At 71.1% G+C, this 15772-nt stretch carries 17 protein-coding genes; 8 read left to right on the top strand and 9 right to left on the bottom strand.

The annotated features are described in order from the left end of the window. Nucleotides 1-17: 17 nt before the first annotated feature. Nucleotides 18-557, bottom strand: coding sequence for an RNA polymerase sigma factor (locus tag QRN49_RS16375; RefSeq protein ID WP_083389453.1), 540 nt, complete (start codon nt 555-557; stop codon nt 18-20). Nucleotides 558-875: 318 nt separating this feature from the next. Here QRN49_RS16375 and QRN49_RS16370 point away from each other — a divergent pair, with 318 nt between their 5' ends. Both QRN49_RS16370 and QRN49_RS16365 read left to right on the top strand, forming a co-directional pair. Beyond that, the gene (locus QRN49_RS16370) at nt 876-1688 is read left to right on the top strand and encodes an HAD-IIB family hydrolase (protein WP_284756695.1); all 813 of its coding nucleotides are present in this window, start codon (nt 876-878) and stop codon (nt 1686-1688) included. Next, a complete protein-coding gene (locus tag QRN49_RS16365) occupies nt 1685-2899 on the top strand; it encodes a glycosyltransferase family protein (RefSeq protein ID WP_027464806.1) in 1215 nt (404 codons plus the stop codon). The genes QRN49_RS16370 and QRN49_RS16365 overlap by 4 nt, the downstream gene beginning before the upstream one ends. A gap of 406 nt (nt 2900-3305) precedes the next feature. Here QRN49_RS16365 and QRN49_RS16360 read toward each other — a convergent pair whose 3' ends face one another. From QRN49_RS16360 to QRN49_RS16350, 3 genes are all read right to left on the bottom strand, one after another. Continuing rightward, nucleotides 3306-3506 carry a hypothetical protein gene (locus QRN49_RS16360; protein ID WP_110864786.1) on the bottom strand — a complete coding sequence of 67 codons (201 nt, stop codon included), beginning with the start codon at nt 3504-3506 and terminating at the stop codon, nt 3306-3308. A 95-nt stretch (nt 3507-3601) separates the two neighbouring features. Continuing rightward, on the bottom strand, nt 3602-4651 hold the full coding sequence (locus QRN49_RS16355; protein ID WP_284756693.1) for an LLM class flavin-dependent oxidoreductase: 1050 nt from the start codon (nt 4649-4651) through the stop codon (nt 3602-3604). 63 nt (nt 4652-4714) lie between these two features. Further along, complete coding sequence (locus tag QRN49_RS16350) at nt 4715-5107, bottom strand: VOC family protein (RefSeq protein WP_284756692.1); 393 nt, start codon at nt 5105-5107, stop codon at nt 4715-4717. 70 nt (nt 5108-5177) lie between these two features. Here QRN49_RS16350 and QRN49_RS16345 point away from each other — a divergent pair, with 70 nt between their 5' ends. From QRN49_RS16345 to QRN49_RS16325, 5 genes are all read left to right on the top strand, one after another. Next, nucleotides 5178-6044, top strand: coding sequence for an SMP-30/gluconolactonase/LRE family protein (locus tag QRN49_RS16345; RefSeq protein WP_284756691.1), 867 nt, complete (start codon nt 5178-5180; stop codon nt 6042-6044). Further along, complete coding sequence (locus QRN49_RS16340) at nt 6041-6640, top strand: hypothetical protein (RefSeq protein WP_284756690.1); 600 nt, start codon at nt 6041-6043, stop codon at nt 6638-6640. Before QRN49_RS16345 ends, QRN49_RS16340 begins: the two co-directional genes overlap by 4 nt. Nucleotides 6641-6689: 49 nt before the next feature. Beyond that, nucleotides 6690-7058 (top strand): SdpI family protein, encoded by a 369-nt coding sequence (locus QRN49_RS16335; RefSeq protein ID WP_284756688.1) that lies wholly within the window; start codon nt 6690-6692, stop codon nt 7056-7058. Between the two features lie 22 nt (nt 7059-7080). Then, nucleotides 7081-7998: a phosphotransferase gene (locus tag QRN49_RS16330; protein ID WP_284756687.1), complete on the top strand. Its 918-nt coding sequence runs from the start codon at nt 7081-7083 to the stop codon at nt 7996-7998. 225 nt (nt 7999-8223) lie between these two features. After that, on the top strand, nt 8224-9231 hold the full coding sequence (locus QRN49_RS16325) for an SPFH domain-containing protein (protein WP_152377666.1): 1008 nt from the start codon (nt 8224-8226) through the stop codon (nt 9229-9231). 188 nt (nt 9232-9419) lie between these two features. On the opposite strand, the gene QRN49_RS16320 is transcribed toward QRN49_RS16325, so the two are convergent. The 5 genes from QRN49_RS16320 to QRN49_RS16300 form a co-directional block, all read right to left on the bottom strand. Further along, nucleotides 9420-10688, bottom strand: coding sequence for a sugar ABC transporter permease (locus tag QRN49_RS16320; RefSeq protein WP_035807698.1), 1269 nt, complete (start codon nt 10686-10688; stop codon nt 9420-9422). Further along, nucleotides 10685-11449, bottom strand: coding sequence for an ATP-binding cassette domain-containing protein (locus QRN49_RS16315; protein ID WP_111038920.1), 765 nt, complete (start codon nt 11447-11449; stop codon nt 10685-10687). The genes QRN49_RS16320 and QRN49_RS16315 overlap by 4 nt, the downstream gene beginning before the upstream one ends. 129 nt (nt 11450-11578) lie before the next feature. Further along, complete coding sequence (locus QRN49_RS16310) at nt 11579-12694, bottom strand: sugar ABC transporter substrate-binding protein (RefSeq protein ID WP_110864793.1); 1116 nt, start codon at nt 12692-12694, stop codon at nt 11579-11581. Between the two features lie 206 nt (nt 12695-12900). Next, nucleotides 12901-14073, bottom strand: coding sequence for an ROK family transcriptional regulator (locus tag QRN49_RS16305; protein ID WP_260689640.1), 1173 nt, complete (start codon nt 14071-14073; stop codon nt 12901-12903). Between the two features lie 116 nt (nt 14074-14189). Then, on the bottom strand, nt 14190-15125 hold the full coding sequence (locus QRN49_RS16300) for a ketopantoate reductase family protein (protein ID WP_284756686.1): 936 nt from the start codon (nt 15123-15125) through the stop codon (nt 14190-14192). Nucleotides 15126-15203: 78 nt separating this feature from the next. On the opposite strand from QRN49_RS16300, the gene QRN49_RS16295 reads away from it, so the two are divergent. Continuing rightward, nucleotides 15204-15770, top strand: coding sequence for a TetR/AcrR family transcriptional regulator (locus QRN49_RS16295; RefSeq protein WP_284756685.1), 567 nt, complete (start codon nt 15204-15206; stop codon nt 15768-15770). Nucleotides 15771-15772 lie beyond the last annotated feature (2 nt).

Raw genomic sequence — 15772 nt, 5'->3', positions numbered from 1 at the left:
CGGGGTCGGTTCGTCGTTCATCGTTCATCGTTCGTCACCGCCTTCTTGATCCGTGCACGGGACCGCCACACGCGCTGGGTGACGGCGCCGACGCTCATGCCGAGCAGGTCGGCGGCCTCGGCGTAGGAGCGGCCCTCGATGAGGCAGAGCTCGCACACCTGGCGATCGAGTGGTGCGAGCGCGTCGATCTCGGCGCGGACCCACCGCAGTCGCTCGCGGGCGTCGTCGTCCGGCTCGGGCGCCGCGAGCTCGTCGGGCAGGTCGACACCCTCGTGTCGTCGCTGCTGTCGCCGCAGGTTCGCGGCGTGGTTCCGGCACACGACGAGCAGCCACGGCAGGAGCGACTCCCCGGGGACCTCCACGGTGTCGGCCTTCTGCCAGAGGGTCAGGAACGCGTCCTGCACGATCTCCTCGACGTCCATGCGCCGCGTGACCAGTGCCCACGTGTACCGGGTCATGGTCTCGGCGTGACGGTCGAACAACGCGGTGACCGCACTGCGGTCGCCGCGCGCTGCTGCCGCCACGAGCGCGCTGTCCGGCTCGGCTGATCGGTTCATGTCCACCCCCTTCACTCCGCAGTGTGCACGGAGGGGACATCCTCACAGATCGGTCGTCGCCGGGCGTGTCGCGACCGGGGCCGGCGCTCCGACCGGCACCGTCACGGATCGCGAGGGCACCCTGCCCTGGTGACGGCGCGGTGGTCCCCACGCCGTGACGGACTGGAGGCACGGTGCCAGCTGGCGCCGTGCCTCCTGTCCGTCCGCTGGTCGCGTCGCGCGACCGACGCCGGCTTGTTCACCCAACCGACGCATGCGCGTGGCAGGGTGGTCCGGGGCATCGTCGCCCGCAGCCCAGCCAGCCGCCAGCGGAGCACGATGCCAACACCCGACCTGATGATCGTCACGGACCTCGACGGGACGTTCCTCGACCACCACGACTACTCGTTCGACGCGGCCCTGCCGATGCTGGAACAGCTGCGGGCGGACGACGTCCCCGTGGTGTTCTGCAGCAGCAAGACGCGTGCCGAGATCACGGCGCTGCAGGCACGCACCGGGCTCGACGGACACGCGTTCGTGGCGGAGAACGGCGCGGTTGTCGTCGGACCGGTGGGCGACGTGCTGGTCGGACCGGTCGACGGTGAGCTCGAGCGGCTGCACGCGGAACTCGACCGCGTCCGCCAGTCACTGCAGCTGCGGTTCGAGACCTTCGGCGGCGTGACCGACGCGGTCGTCGCCGCGTGGACCGGCCTCGACCTCGAAGCGGCCGGACGAGCGCAGCAGCGCGAGGCGTCCGAGGTGCTGCTCTGGCACGCCGAGGACGACGACCGGTCGGACGCGTTCCGCGCGGCGCTCGCCGCGGTCGGCCTCGACCTGGTGCGCGGCGGTCGGTTCTGGCACGTGCTGCCGGCGGGCCGCGACAAGGGCGCGGCGGTCCGGACGCTGATCGCCGACCACGAGCGTCGGACGGGCAGGGTCCCGCGCACGATCGGACTCGGTGACGGCCCGAACGACACGGCGCTGCTCGACGCCGTCGACTTCGCCGTCGTGGTCCGCGGGCACGGCCCGGCACCCGGACCGCTCGCCGACGACCGCCCCGAGCGCGTCCACCGCACGACCGTCCCCGGCCCGCAGGGCTGGACCGAGGGCCTCACCCGGTTCACCACCCCGTCCGTCAGGAGCCACCGATGAGCGACTTCCACCAGAACGGCGTCATCACGACGTTCCACGACCTCGGTCGCCGCAGCACCGCGAGCCTCGAGGAGGACCTGCGGGGCTTCGCCGAGAAGCGTCCGATGAGCCTGATCCTGCCGGCGCTGTACTCCGAGCTCGAGCGTCCGGCCCTGTCGCGGATCGTCGACGAGCTGGCCGAGGCCGACTGGCTCAGCGAGATCGTGATCGGGCTCGACCGCGCCGACCGCTCCCAGTTCGAGCACGCCCGCGAGTTCTTCTCGCGGCTGCCGCAGCGGCACCGGATCCTGTGGAACGACGGGCCGCGACTGCGCGAGCTCGACGCCGAACTGGAGCGCGCGGGTCTGGCACCGGGGGAGCCCGGCAAGGGCCGGAACGTCTGGTACTGCACCGGGTACGCGCTGGCATCGGAGCGGGCGGACTGCATAGCCCTGCACGACTGCGACATCACCACCTACGAGCGGGGCATGCTCGCGCGGCTGTTCTACCCGGTCGCGAACCCCGCGTTCGACTACGAGTTCTCGAAGGGCTACTACGCCCGCGTCGCCGACGGCCGGATCAACGGTCGCGCCGCCCGGCTGCTCGTCGGGCCGCTGCTCCGCTCGCTCCGCCAGGTCTACGGGGAGTCCGAGTACCTGGAGTACCTCAGCAGCTTCCGGTACCCGCTGTCCGGCGAGTTCGCGATGCGCGCCCACGTGCTGAACGGGCTGAAGATCCCCGGCGACTGGGGACTCGAGATCGGCATGCTCTCCGAGGTCTACCGCGACTACGCGACCCGGCAGGTGTGCCAGGTGGAGATCGCCGACGCGTACGACCACAAGCACCAGCCCCTCGCCGAGGCCGACGGCACCGGCGGCCTCGCCCGGATGGGCAACGACATCGTCCAGTCGCTGCTCCGGAAGCTCGCGACGATGGGCGTCCCGCTCACGTCCGACTCGTTCCGGGTGCTCAAGGCGACGTACTACCGGAACGCGCTCGACATCGTCGAGGTCTACCGGCACGAAGCCGAGATGAGCGGGCTCGCGTTCGACCAGCACGCCGAGGAAGCCGCCGTGGAGCTCTTCACCAAGGCGATCCTCGACGCCGGCGGCGCCTTCACGGCGCGGCCGAACGACAAGCCGTTCATCCCGAGCTGGAGCCGGGTGCGCTCAGCGGTTCCGGACGTGCTCGACCGGCTGCGGGACGCGGTGGAGGCGGACCAGCAGGACTGACCGGTTCGCTCGACCGGGTGACGGCGTCGACGAAGCCTTCAGCGACCAGACCGGCGCAAGCCGTCGAGGGGGACCCACCCTGGCTGCGAGCGTTGCCACGATCGGAAACGGTCGATGCGCCCCTGCGCGGCTGCCACGGCAGGCCGAGCCCGCCGGATCACGCGGCTCCGCAAGACGAGGAAGCCCGAGCCCACGAGGACGAAGAAGCCCGCCAGAGCCAGCCCCGTAAATCGGATCGGACCGACTACCGACCAGCCGATCGAGGCGCCGCCGAGCGCACACAGCACACACCCCCAGAACAACAGTCGGCTCGCGGTGTGCCGGAAGGTCCGGACGAGCCGTTCATCGTGTTCGATCGTCGGCGTGCTGCCGGGCTCTGACTCTGCGAACCCCACCCGGAGCCGCATCACGAGCCCCAGATGACGTACGCGACGACCCCGAGGACGACGACACCGCCGATGGGAACGAAGAAGATCCAGTCGTTCCGGATCGGCGCGCTACCCGGTTGATGGTCTCGCTGGAACGGGGCGACCGGGTTGCCGCTGACCCCGGGGAGGAAGTCGGTCGAGTGCTGTCGGACCGGTTCTTCGGGACGCTGGTCGTGCATGTGACCCCCCAGAGTCGTCGGGTGCTGATGACCCTCCCGTCGATCTTGCCCGACATCGGGTGCCTTGACCACCACCGGTGCAATCGGCCGACTCGTCATCCGTGCTGCGGGTCCCACCCGTCGGATCCTGGCGCCCAACCGAGTTCCGGACCGAGACGCTCAGCGATGTCGGTGATGATCTGCGCGTAGTCGTCGGGCTCGAACGAGAACGGGAGCGCGAAGGCGACCTCGGTGACCGCCTGGTAGCCGACGTCGGCACGGAGCCGGTCCGCGATCTCGGCCGACGTGCCGACCAGGTCGGCGGCGAAGAGCATCCCGGCGGGGCCCTGCGGGACGCCGACGCGACCCGAGCGGCTGTCGACGTAGGCGCGGTAGCGGGCCGCTTGCTCGGCGGTCGCGGTGTCGGTGGGGATGACGACCAGGCCCTGCGAGATGCGGGCGGCAGCGGGGTCGGGGTGGACGTCGAGGTAGGCGTCGATCTGGGCGCGCTGGTTCGTGGCGAAGTCCGTGCCGACCTCGCTGCGGGTGACGCTCGAGGTGAGCAGGTGGAAGCCGTTCTCGCCCGCCCACACGGCCGACTTCGTGCTGCCGGTGCCGTACCAGATCCGTTCGGCCAGGCCGGCGCTGTGCGGCTGGACGGTGCTCGCGAACTCCTCGATGCCGCGGCGTTCGACGGTCTCGGTCGCCGTCACCGGGTCGCCGCGCACGAGGTCACGGAAGCGCAGGAGCCGGTCGTTGCCGAGGTCCTCGTGCTCCAGGGTGTCGGGGTAGATCGCGTCGCGGTACAGGTCGAAGTTCATCGGCGTGCCGACCGAGAACCCGGGGTTCAGGCGGCCACCGAGCAGGACGTCCACCGTGCTGAGGTCCTCCGCCAGGCGGAACGGGTTCTCCGCGCCGATCGGGGTGACGGCGGTGCCGAGATCGATGCGCGAGGTGCGCTGCGAGGCCGCCGCCATCACCGCGACGGGGGAGGAGATGCCGTGCTGCAGGTGCCGGTGCCGCAGCCAGGCGCTGTCCAAGCCCAGGGTCTCGGCGCGCTCGATCACGCGCAAGGTGTCCTCGTGGCCCTCGGACGGTCGGGCGGGGTCGAACGACCCGATCGTCAGGAAGCCGAGCCGGTGCAGGGGAGTTCCGTCGAGGGGCATGGGTCGATCGTGCCAGATGCGTCGTCCGTTGCGGCTGTCGATGACCGTCGTGCAGCCGCCGGGTCAGTCGCCGCTCTCCTTGATCAGCGCTTCGACGTTGTTGCCGTCCGGGTCGGACACGAACGCGGTGTACGCGCCGTACTCCGGCCAGTAGCGCGGCTCGTGCCGTGACACCCCGCCGGCGGCGACGGCTTCGCGGTGGAAGGCGTCGACCTCGCTCCGTGACCCGGCCTCGAACGCCAGGTGGAGTCCGCGCGTCGTCGCCTCGGGGGTCCGGGCGGTCTCGAGCGAGACACTGGGGGTGTCGTCCCCGTGCTGCCAGAACTCGGCGACGGCGTCCGTGCGGTAGCCCGCTCCGATGCCGAGGGGCGCGAGGGCGGCGGTGTAGAACGCGTCGCTCGCGGCGAAGTCGCTGGCGAAGATGCCCAGGTGGTGGATGAGGTGACGACCCGGCATGGGACGACCCTAGGCCGCCGTCACGGCATCCGTCCGGGCAGCTTCCCGGTCCCGCTGGCAGGCTGGATCCGTGCACATCACCCTGGACTCCGCGACCGACATCGTCATCTCCGGCATCCGTTTCCCGGAGGGGAACCGCTGGCACGACGGACGGCTCTGGTACTCGGACATGCACACCGGCGAGGTGTTCTCGGTCGACCCGTCCTCGACCGACGGCCCCCGGCTCGAGGCCACCGTCGACGGGCAGTCGTCGGGGCTCGGGTGGCTCGCCGACGGGCGGTTGATCGTCAGCTCGATGGAGTCCCGCACGGTCGTCGCCGTCGACCCGGACGGCAGCACCTCGGTGTTCGCCGACCTGTCCACGATCGAGTCGTCGCTCGTGAACGACCTGGTCGTCGACGCCCAGACCGGCCGGACCTACATCGGTGCCTTCGGGTACGACCTGTACGCGGGCGAGGAACTGCGCCCCGGCCCGCTCTACGTGATCGACCCCGACGGTTCGGTCCGCCTCGCCGCCGAGGGCCTGGTGTTCCCGAACAGCGCCAACATCCTGCCCGGCACCCGGACCCTGGTGGTCAGCGAGACGTGGGGCGGCCGGCTCACCGCGTTCGACATCGAGGACGACGGTTCGCTGACCGGGCGGCGCGAGTGGGCAGCCCTGCCCGGCGGCGTGACCCCGGACGGCAGCACCGTCGACCGTGACGGCGCGATCTGGGTCTGCTCGGTCGACACGGGCGAGTTCCTGCGGGTCGTCGAGGGCGGCGAGGTGACGGACCGCATCGACGCACCCGGGGACTGCGCGATCGACTGTGCGCTCGGTGGCGAGGACGGCCGCACCCTCTACCTGGCGACCGCCGACAGCTACGACCCGGCCGTGACGGCGACGACGCGCGCCGGTCGGATCAGTTCGGTGCGCGTCGAGGTCCCCGGGTGGTGAACCCGAGCGACCTCGCCGAGGCGACGCGTCGTGCCGAGTACCTGGTCGAGCACGGGCCGACGGTGGTCGTCATGTCGCAGCAGGCGGGGTTCGCCGGCCTGTCGATCCTGTGGGCGTTCATCAGCGTTCCCTCCGTGCTCCGCACCGACTCGGTGATCTGGTTCCTGTTCGCCCTGGCCGGAGCGGTCGTGAACGTGACCGCATGGGTCCGTGCTCGACGCCACCGCAGGCTGCTGCCCTACCTCGTCGAGACGCCGCAACAGCCGCTCGGCGCGCTCGCCCCGGAGGACCGCAAGTCCGTGACCCGACAGGTCAGCGGGAGGGCACCAGTGGCGCCCGATGCCGTGCCGCTGGTGCGGGCGATGCTCGCGTGGCAGCGACGCTCCACCCGGACCTCGGCCCCGACCCTGATCGGCACCGGGTTGAGCCTGTTGGGACTCGGCGGCGCCTCGGCCACGACGTTCGGTTGGGGTTGGGCGTTCCTGGTGTTCATCGCCGTCGTCGTGGTGTTCGTCACGGTCGCGACGGTGATCGGCGTGCGTCGAAGCCGCCGAGTCCTGGCCGAGATCGATCGGGCGGGGGCGCCCGTCTCCTGACCTCGTGCGCGTTGCCTCCACCGCGTTAGCGTGGTGCGGGGAGGTCGTGATGGACAGTCCAGGTTGGTGGGCGGCGATCGGCTGTGCCGTGCTCCTGCTCATCGTCGACGCGGCGATCTGGGGCATCGTGTCGATCGCTACGGACGGCCTCGGGCGGAACCGTGCAGCGGGCATCCGGCTGCCGTCACTCATGCGGAGCGACGCGGCCTGGCGCGCTGGGCACCTCGCCGCCCGCCGGGCCATGCGGCCGCTCCTGATCGGTGCCGCGGTCGTGGCGATCGTGTCCGTTCCGGCCCAGCTCATCCCGGCGCTCTACGTGGTGCTGCTCGGGCTGTCCTTGGCGACCACGCTGGCGGCGCTCGTCATCGGTGCGGTTTCGGCATCCCGCGCCGCGAACAGCGTTCCTCGCGACGATTGATCGGAGCGGCCATGCTGGTCCCATGTCGGACGAGGTGGTCGAGCAGGAGTGGTTCCGAGTCGTCCTGCGCTCCGTCGGCGGATCAGTCGACCGGATCGAACGGCTGCACGGCGGGGCGGTGAACCACACCTACCGGGTGGACCGTGCGGGTGCTGCTCCGGTCGTGCTGCGTTTCCCGGTTGACCCGCTCCGGCAGGACGAGTACCCCGTCGAGTCGTGGGCCGCACGGAGTGCGAGCCGGGTCGGCATCCCGGTCCCCGAACCGCTCGCCCACGGGTCGGAGGGCGGTGTCCCCTTCTCGGTGTCGGAGTACGTCGCACCTGACCCACGACCGATCGACCGCCCGTGGCGGTGGCTCGGTCGCTCCGCGCGAGCCGTCGCCATGATCCCGCTCGTCGATGCGCCTCGGTCGTTGTTCACGAGGTTCGGCGACGACCTCCGGCTCGCCTGGACGGCGCACCTCGACTACAACCTCGACGCGCTCGGCGACGACGATCTGCTGCTCCGTGACGGTGCCTACGCGTCGCCGGACCGGTTGCGTGATCGTCTCGCTCCGCTGTCGGAGGCGCAGTTCGAGTTCGGGCTGGCCCACGGCGATCTCGCACCTCGCAACCTGATCTCCCGCGGTCCGGGCCAGCGGCCGGTGCTCATCGACTGGGGCGCCGCGGAGACCGGGCCGGCACCGTGGACGGATGCCCGCCGGGTGTTCACGTGGACGTTCATCGACGGGTCCGTCACCCGCGCGGACCACGACGAGTTCATGACGGCTGCCGGACTCCCGTCGGACGACGACCACCGGCGGCTCGCGTCGATGACTGCGCTGCACCTGCTCGACGTCACACGGTGGGCGCGTGACCGGCGACCGGACCTGTACGACGAGTACCTCGGACGCTGCCGCAGCGGACTCGAGCGCATCGAGGAGATCGTCGGACCGGCCTAGCCCACGCGGCCCCGACCCGAGCGCGTCCGCGCGGTGCGAGGTTGTACACGTGGTTCGAGGCATCCGGGGTCGCACCACGTGTGCAACCTCGCACCAGACGGAACCGGCGCCAGGCGACAGGGGCGACACGGACGGCGCGCACCGCCCGCCACCACGCGCACCCGGGTCACCCGCACCCCTCCGGGTACGGCAGACTGCACGGACAAGCATCCAGGAGTGATCGTCATGTTCGTCGCCGCCATCGTCTTCCTCGTCATCGCGCTCGTCGCGCTCTTCTTCCGAACACGCACCTACTCCACCCCCGCCCGACCGGCCACACCCGGTCGCGAGGCACGTCCCGCCGTCCCGACGCGCCGCCCGAACCTCATCGCGACGTGGACTGCAGCAGCCGCCGGCGTCCTGTTCGTCGGGCTCACGCTCGGCAGCACCCTGTACGCGCAGGACACGGGCGAGTCGAAGGTGCAGGTGGACATCTCCGGCAACATCGTCGGGCAGACCACGGACTCCGGGTTCCACTTCAAGGCACCGTGGGCGACGCTCCACACGTTCAACATCCGGAACCAGACCGTCACCTACATCAACGCGGTCAACGGTTCCGACTCGGACAACAACGGCAACGTCCGCTCCGGCCCGTACGTCACGGTGCAGGACCAGGACGGCGTCTCGTCGAACGTCAGCCTCAACCTGCAGTACAGCATCGACGCGAAGTCGGTCACCGACATCTACCGGTCGTACAAGACCGAGGAGAACTTCAAGACGCAGTTCATCGGCAACTCGGTGCGCAGCGTCGTCCGCCAGGTGCCGAACGACTTCACCACCATCGAGCTCATCACCAAGCGCGGCACGGTCGAGAAGGCGATGATCCAGGCGCTCGAGACGCGCTGGAAGGGCTCGGGCGTGCACGTCGACAACTTCGCGCTGCAGGAGATCACCCCGCCGAAGTCGGTCATCGACGCGTACGCCACGGCGCAGCAGGCGCAGATCCAGGTCACGAAGGAGCGCGCGCTCCTGGATGCCAAGAAGGTGCAGGCGCAGCAGCAGGTCGCCGAGGCGCAGGGTCAGGCCGACGCGAACGAGGTCCTCAACGAGCACCCGCTCTCCGACGCCGCGCTCAAGCAGCGCGAGATCGAGGCGCTCAAGAGCGCCGGCGACAACGGCTCCCTGATCGTCGTGCCGCAGGGCACCGACAACATCCTCAGCCTGCCGGGGACCTCGGGTTCGAAGAGCAAGTAGCGCTCGCCGAGACGCCGCCCAGTCGCCGAGACGCCTCCGTTTTCGGAGGCGTCTCGCGCACGAGGCGGCGTCGGGGGAACACGACGGCGTCTTCCGGATCCGAGACGCGCGCCGAGACGGACGGGAGGCACGGTGCCAGCTGGCACCGTGCCTCCCGTCCGTCGTCGTGGCGGGGTCCAGGGCCCCGCTCAGGCCGCGCCGTGACTGGCGCGGCTGCGCCGCGAGAGCGAGTCGATGATGACGGCCAGCAGCAGGACCGCGCCGGTGATCATGTAGCGGATCGACGAGTCGAGGCTCAGCAGGGTGAGCCCGTTCGAGATCGACTGGATCACGATGATGCCGAGCAGCGCCGACCAGGCGCTGCCTCGGCCACCGAACAGGCTGGTCCCGCCGATGACGGCTGCGGCGATCGCGTTGAGGTTCGTGTCCCCGGCGCCGGACGACAGGCTCGCGGAGTTGAGGCGGGCGGCGGCGAGGATGCCTCCGACGGTGGCGAAGAGCGAGGTCAGCATGAACACCGAGATGTAGATGCGGTTCACCCGGATGCCGGAGCGCCGTGCGGCCTCGACGTTGCCACCGACCGCGAAGACCGAACGGCCCCAGCGTGTCCGCTTCAGTACGAAGTTCATCAGCACGACCAGCACGACGAAGAACACGAACGAGGTGCCGGTGCCGAAGTCGCGCGACAGGTACCAGACCATCAGCGCGAGGCCGAGGAACAGGGCGACGGCCTTCACGACGGTCAGGGACATCGCTCCGGTCGACAGCCCGGCACGGCGACGACGGGCAGCTCGGCGGACCTCGGTGAAGAAGAGTCCTCCGGCGGCCAGGACGGCGAGCAGGTAGGCGAGCCACGGCGGCAGGTACGAGGCCGAGGCGAACTGCACGATCGGGGAGTCGTACGGCAGGTTGATCGAGCCGTTCGGGCCGAGGATGAGCAGCTGCAGCCCGAGGAACCCGAGCAGACCGGCGAGTGTGATGACGAAGCTCGGCACCCCGAAGCGGGTGAACAGCAGGCCGTAGAGCAGGCCGGCGGCGGCACCGACGGCCAGGGCGACGGTGAGCACGAGCCACAGCGGCCAGCCGAGCGTCGTGAGGCCCTGGCCGAGGATCGCGGCGGAGAGCCCGCTGACGCTGCCGACGGACAGGTCGATCTCACCGAGCAGCAGCACGAGGACGATGCCGATCGCGATGGTGCCGACCGCGGCGCACTGCAGGGCGAGGTTGACCAGGTTGCCCGGGGACAGGAAGTCGGGGGAGAGCGCCTGGAACACCGCCCAGATGACGATGAGCCCGACGACCACCGGCAGCGAGCCGATGTCACCGCCGCGCACCCGGCGGACGAACGCCTTCGCCGCGCCGCCGATCCCCTGGTCGCGCAGGAGCCGCTCGTCCTGCAGGTCGGCCGCCGAGGGGGTCGGGGTCGCTGCGGTGAGGGTCTCGTCGGTCTTGCTCATGCGCTGGTCTCCTGCTCGGTGCGGGCGGCGGCACGACGGGTGACGGCGTTGTCGGTGGCGCCGGTGATGGCTGCGATGATCTCCTCGTAGGAGACGTCGTCGATGCGGAACGTGCCGTTGTTGCGGCCGAGTCGCAGGACCGCGACCCGGTCGGCGACGGCCTGCACGTCCGCGAGGTTGTGGCTGATGAGGACGACGCCGAGCCCGCGCTCGCGCAGGCGCTCGACGAGGTTGAGGACCTCGGCGGTCTGTGCGACACCGAGTGCGGCGGTGGGCTCGTCGAGGACGACCACCTGCGGGTCGCCGATCAGCGAGCGGGCGATCGCGACGGTCTGCCGCTGCCCACCGGACAGCGACGCGATCGGGATCCGTACCGACGGGATCCGGGCGGCGAGCTGCTGCAGGAGCTCCCACGAGCGGCGCTCCATCTCCTCTTCGTCGAGGAACGGGTGGGCGATCTCGCGCCCGAGGAACAGGTTCGAGACCACGTCGAGGTTGTCGGCGAGGGCGAGGTCCTGGAACACCGTGGCGATGCCGAGGGTCTGGGCCGCCGCGGGGTTCGGGACGGTGACCTCGTCGCCGCCGAAGGTGATCGTGCCGCCGTCCGGCGTGTAGACCCCGGCGAGGATCTTCACGAACGTCGACTTGCCGGCGCCGTTGTCGCCGACGATGGCGACCACCTCGCCCGGGTAGACGTCGAAGTCGATGTCGCTGAGGGCCTGGACGGCGCCGAACCGCTTGGTGATCCCGCGCAGGGACATCACCGGGTCGGCGGAGGGGTGTGCTGCTGGTGACGCGTTGCTCACGGGTGTCGTGCTCACGGGTGTCGTCCTCGATCGGTGAGGCCCGCCCGGTCCGCAGTCGGACCGGGCGGGCAGAGGGGGTCGGACCTACTTGATGCCGGCGCTGTCGCAGGCCGACTTGTACTGCGCGGTGCAGATCTTCGACACCTCGTACAGGCCGTCCTTGACGACCGTCGACTGGACGTTGTCCGTGGTGACGGCGACCGGGTCGAGCAGCGTCGACTGGACGCTGGCGCCGCCGGCGGTGTCGACGGTGGTGTCGCCCTTCGGGGTCTCACCCTTGGCGAACTGGATCGCCAGGTCGGCGGCCTTCGACGCCTCGGGCTTGAAGGCCTTGTAGACGGTCATGTACTGCTCACCGGCGAGGATCCGCTGGATGCCCGCGAGCGAGGCGTCCTGCCCGGTGACGGGCGGGAGCTCGGTGACGCCGGCCGACTTCAGGGCCGCGATGACGCCGCCGCCGGTGTCGTCGTTCGCCGCGTAGACGCCGGTGATCTTGTCCTTGCCGAGCTTGCTGATCTGGCCGGCTGCCCAGTCCTGCGCCTTGGCGGGGTCCCATCCGGGGGTGTCGTACTCGGCGAGCACCTTGTAGCCGCTGTCGTCGATGACCGAGTGTGCGCCCTTCTTGAACTGCGAGGCGTTGTTGTCGGTGGGGGAGCCGTTCACCATGATGATGCCCGAGCCCTCCGGGACCTTCTTCGCCTTGAGGGCGTCGACCAGGGCCTGCCCCTGCAGCTCACCGACCTTCTCGTTGTCGAACGAGATGTAGTAGCTCAGGTCGGGGCTGTTGATGAGCCGGTCGTAGGAGATCACCGGCACCTTCTTCGCCTTCGCCTGCTGGACGATGGACGCTGCGGCCTCGCCGTCGAACGGGTCGAGGACCAGGACCTTGACGCCCTGCGTGAGCATCGACTGGGCCTGCTGCAGCTGCTTCGACGCGTCGCCGTCGGCGTTCGCGTAGATGACCGAGCAGCCGCTGCACTGCTTCTTCACCTCGGCGGTGAAGAGCGGACGGTCGGCGCTGGCGTAGCGGGCGGTGACGGAGTCGGGCAGGAGCAGGCCGATCTTGGCCTTCGACGCGTCTCCGCCGCCTCCGCCGGAACCGGTCCCGGCGTCCGCGCCGTTGGAACAGCCCGCCAGGGTGGTGATCGCGAGCAGCAGGGCGCTGACGCCCAGCATCGCTCGTGTGGTGGATTTCTTCATTGAAACGTCCTCCAACAGTGGACCGCCCCCATCGGCGGTGCCCTGAGTGTGACAGCGAGCGTTCTTGGCTGCAAGAGTTGAACGCAAGGACCGCGCGCCGTGACGAAAACGTTATCCGGAGGGCGCGGAGCGGCACGGCCGGCGCAGCGCGGAGCGCCCCGGCCTGCACGGGGCGCCCCGGCCGGCACGGCCCGGCGCGTCTCCGCCTAGCGTGCGCGCGTCACGTCCACGGCCTCGATCGCCAGGGCCAGCGCGCCGGTCACCGCGGCCTTCTCGCCGAGCTGCCCCTGCACCACGTCCGGCGTGCCGTCCACGTCGACGATCAGCGACGACTCGAGGGCCTGCCGCATCGGGCCGAGCAGGAGTTCCCCGGCCCGCGCGAACTCGCCCGTGACCACCACCCGCTCGGGGTCGAGGACGTTGCACAGGCCCACCGCCGCCGAGCCGATCGCCCGCCCGGCGTCGGCCACGGCGCGCATGCAGACCTGGTCACCGCCCATCGCGCGCAGGATCAGGTCCGCCAGCTTCAGGGTGCCGACCTCGTCGCGGACGCCCTCGAGCACGGCGGGCGCGCCGGCGATCGCCTCGAGGCACCCGCGGTTCCCGCACCGGCACAGGGGCCCGTTCGGCAGGACGGGGGTGTGCCCGAATTCGCCGGCGATGCCGTGGTGCCCGCGGAACAGGTGCCCGCCGAGCACGAGTCCGGCGCCGATGCCGTTGCCGACGTCGAGCGTCACGACGGTGTCGCGACCCCGGGCGGCGCCGCTCCGGTGTTCCGCCAGGGCGGCGAGGTTGGCGGAGTTGTCGACCTGCACGGGCTTGTCCATCCGCCGGGCGAGCGACTGGCCGAGCGCGACGCCGTCCCAGCCGCGCAGGATCCCGCCGCGGGCCGTCATCCCGGTGCGGGCGTCGATCGGGGCGGCCACGGCGAGGCCGACGGCGAGCACCTCGTCCATCGACGACTCGATCGACTCCACCATGTCCAGCACGAGCAGCGCGGTCTTGTCGAGCTCGGCGTCGGCGCGGTGGTCGCGGGCCAGGGGCATGTGCCGCTCGGCCAGGACGGCGCCGTTCAGGTCCGACAGCGCCAGCCGCAGGTGCCGCGGCGAGACGTGCACCCCGGCGACCAGTCCGAGGCCGTGCGGCAGGGTCACGCGGAGCGCCCGACGGCCGCTCGAGGTGCTCGGCGTCGCGTGCAGGGCACCGGTCGCGACGAGTTCCTTGACGATGTTCGAGACGGTTGCGGGGGAGAGCCCGGTCACCCCGGCGAGCTCGACCTGCGTCAGCCCGCCGTGCCGCTTCACCGCGCTGACGACCCGGCCCCGGTTGGCTTCACGCAGTGAAGCTTGGTTCCCCGGACTGCGGCGCGGCTCTGACACGGGGACAGCGTAACGGGCGGGTCCGGAACGCTCGCCGTGACGGACTGGAGGCACGGTGCCAGCTGGCACCGTGCCTCCAGGCCGTGGGCGGTCGCGTCCACGGCCCGCGCCTGTCGTCAGACGCGTGGCGCCGTCCGGTCGAGGCGCGGGGTCGGGATGCCGAGCGCGCCGGCGGTGCGGCGGACGTCCTCGAGGACCGCCAGGGGTTCGGCGGCGGAGGGGTCGTCGTGTGCCGCGAGGCTCGCGCGGGCGATCGGCACCAGTGCCGTGGCCGCGGCGACGAGTGTCGCCGTCGTCCCCGGCAGCCGGACAGGCAGGGTCGAGGGGCGGTGTCGGGAGAGGTCGACGCCCCGCGCCTCCAGGACCGGGAGGAGCTCGCGGCCGGTCAGGAACGCGGCGCGGAGCGCGCGCCGGTCCCCGACCATCGTCGCCATGCCGCCGCTGCGCAGTGCCTGTGCGAACATGCCGGCGTCGAGCACGAAGTGCAGCCACAGCCATCCGCGGATGTCGTCCTCGTCCTGCACGGTGAAGCCCGCCCGCTCGAACACCGACCGCACCAGCTCCCGTCGGTCCGGAGTCGCGCCGGACGTCTCGAGTCGGACCGAACGGAGGACGGCGCCGTGCAGGACCCCGTCGGCGTCGAACCCGCCGCCGGCTCCCGGGAACCCGAACAGCACCCGGTCCGCGGCGAGCGGTGCGACCGCGGCGAGGGGTTCGTCCCACACGTTGCCGAGGACCAGCACCGTGGCGTCGCCGATGTGCGGTGCCAGGGTGGCCACGGCCTCCTGCAGCCGGTGGTGACCGACGCTGAGGACGACGAGGTCGTACGCGTCCGCTGTGGCGACCGACTCGACCAGTCGCGTCGGCGACGTCGATCGGGTGCGCCGACCCAGGGGTCCGCGGCGACCGTCGATGACGTCGGTCTGCACGCTGTCGCCGTACTCGGCAGCACGCCCCGGCCGCACCAGGTGGTCGACCTGGTGCCCGGAGTGCTGGAAGGCCTGGCCGTAGATCGTGGCGATGACGCCCCGGCCGAGCATGAGGATCCGCATCAGGCACCTGTCCGCTAGTCTGGAGACGATCTCCACTTGGAAGATATGGAGATTGTTTCCACTTGTCAAGGAGCGCCCGTGCCGGTCGAGGAACCCCTGCCTGCAGAGAAGCCGATGCGCGCCGACGCCCGCCGGAACCGCGACGCGATCGTGGCCGCTGCCCGGACGGCGTTCGAGCGTGACGAGCAGCTCCGGTTCGACGACTTCGCCGGACGCGCGGGAGTCGGCGTCGGCACCCTGTACCGACACTTCCCGACACGCGAAGCGCTGGCGGCTGCGGTCTACCGGGGTGAGGTCGACGTCCTCTGCCGCCGTGCTCGTGACTCGACGCGCCCCGCCGCTGCGAGCCTCGACGACTTCCTGCACGGGTTCGTGGAGTACGTGGTCGACCACGCGGGGCTCGCGCGCACCCTCGCCGCCGTGGTCGACGCCACCACGCAGGCCGAGGGCGGGGGAGACCTGGAGCGGACGCTCGCCGAGCTGCTGGCGCGCGCTGCCGCCGACGGGACCATCCGGTCCGACGTCGACCCCGGGACGGTGCTCATGCTGCTGCACGGCATCGGGGCCGGGATCGATCGCCCCGGGTGGGCGACGGAAGCCCGTGCTGCCGCCGACCTGATCTCCCGAGGGCTCCGGGTCCGCTGATC

This window comes from Curtobacterium sp. ME-Dv--P-122a, assembly GCF_030209645.1.
GTDB classification, from domain to species: Bacteria; Actinomycetota; Actinomycetes; order Actinomycetales; family Microbacteriaceae; genus Curtobacterium; species Curtobacterium flaccumfaciens.
The sequence above is the reverse complement of the archived record's forward strand: the minus strand, read 5'-3'. Positions and strand labels throughout refer to the sequence as shown.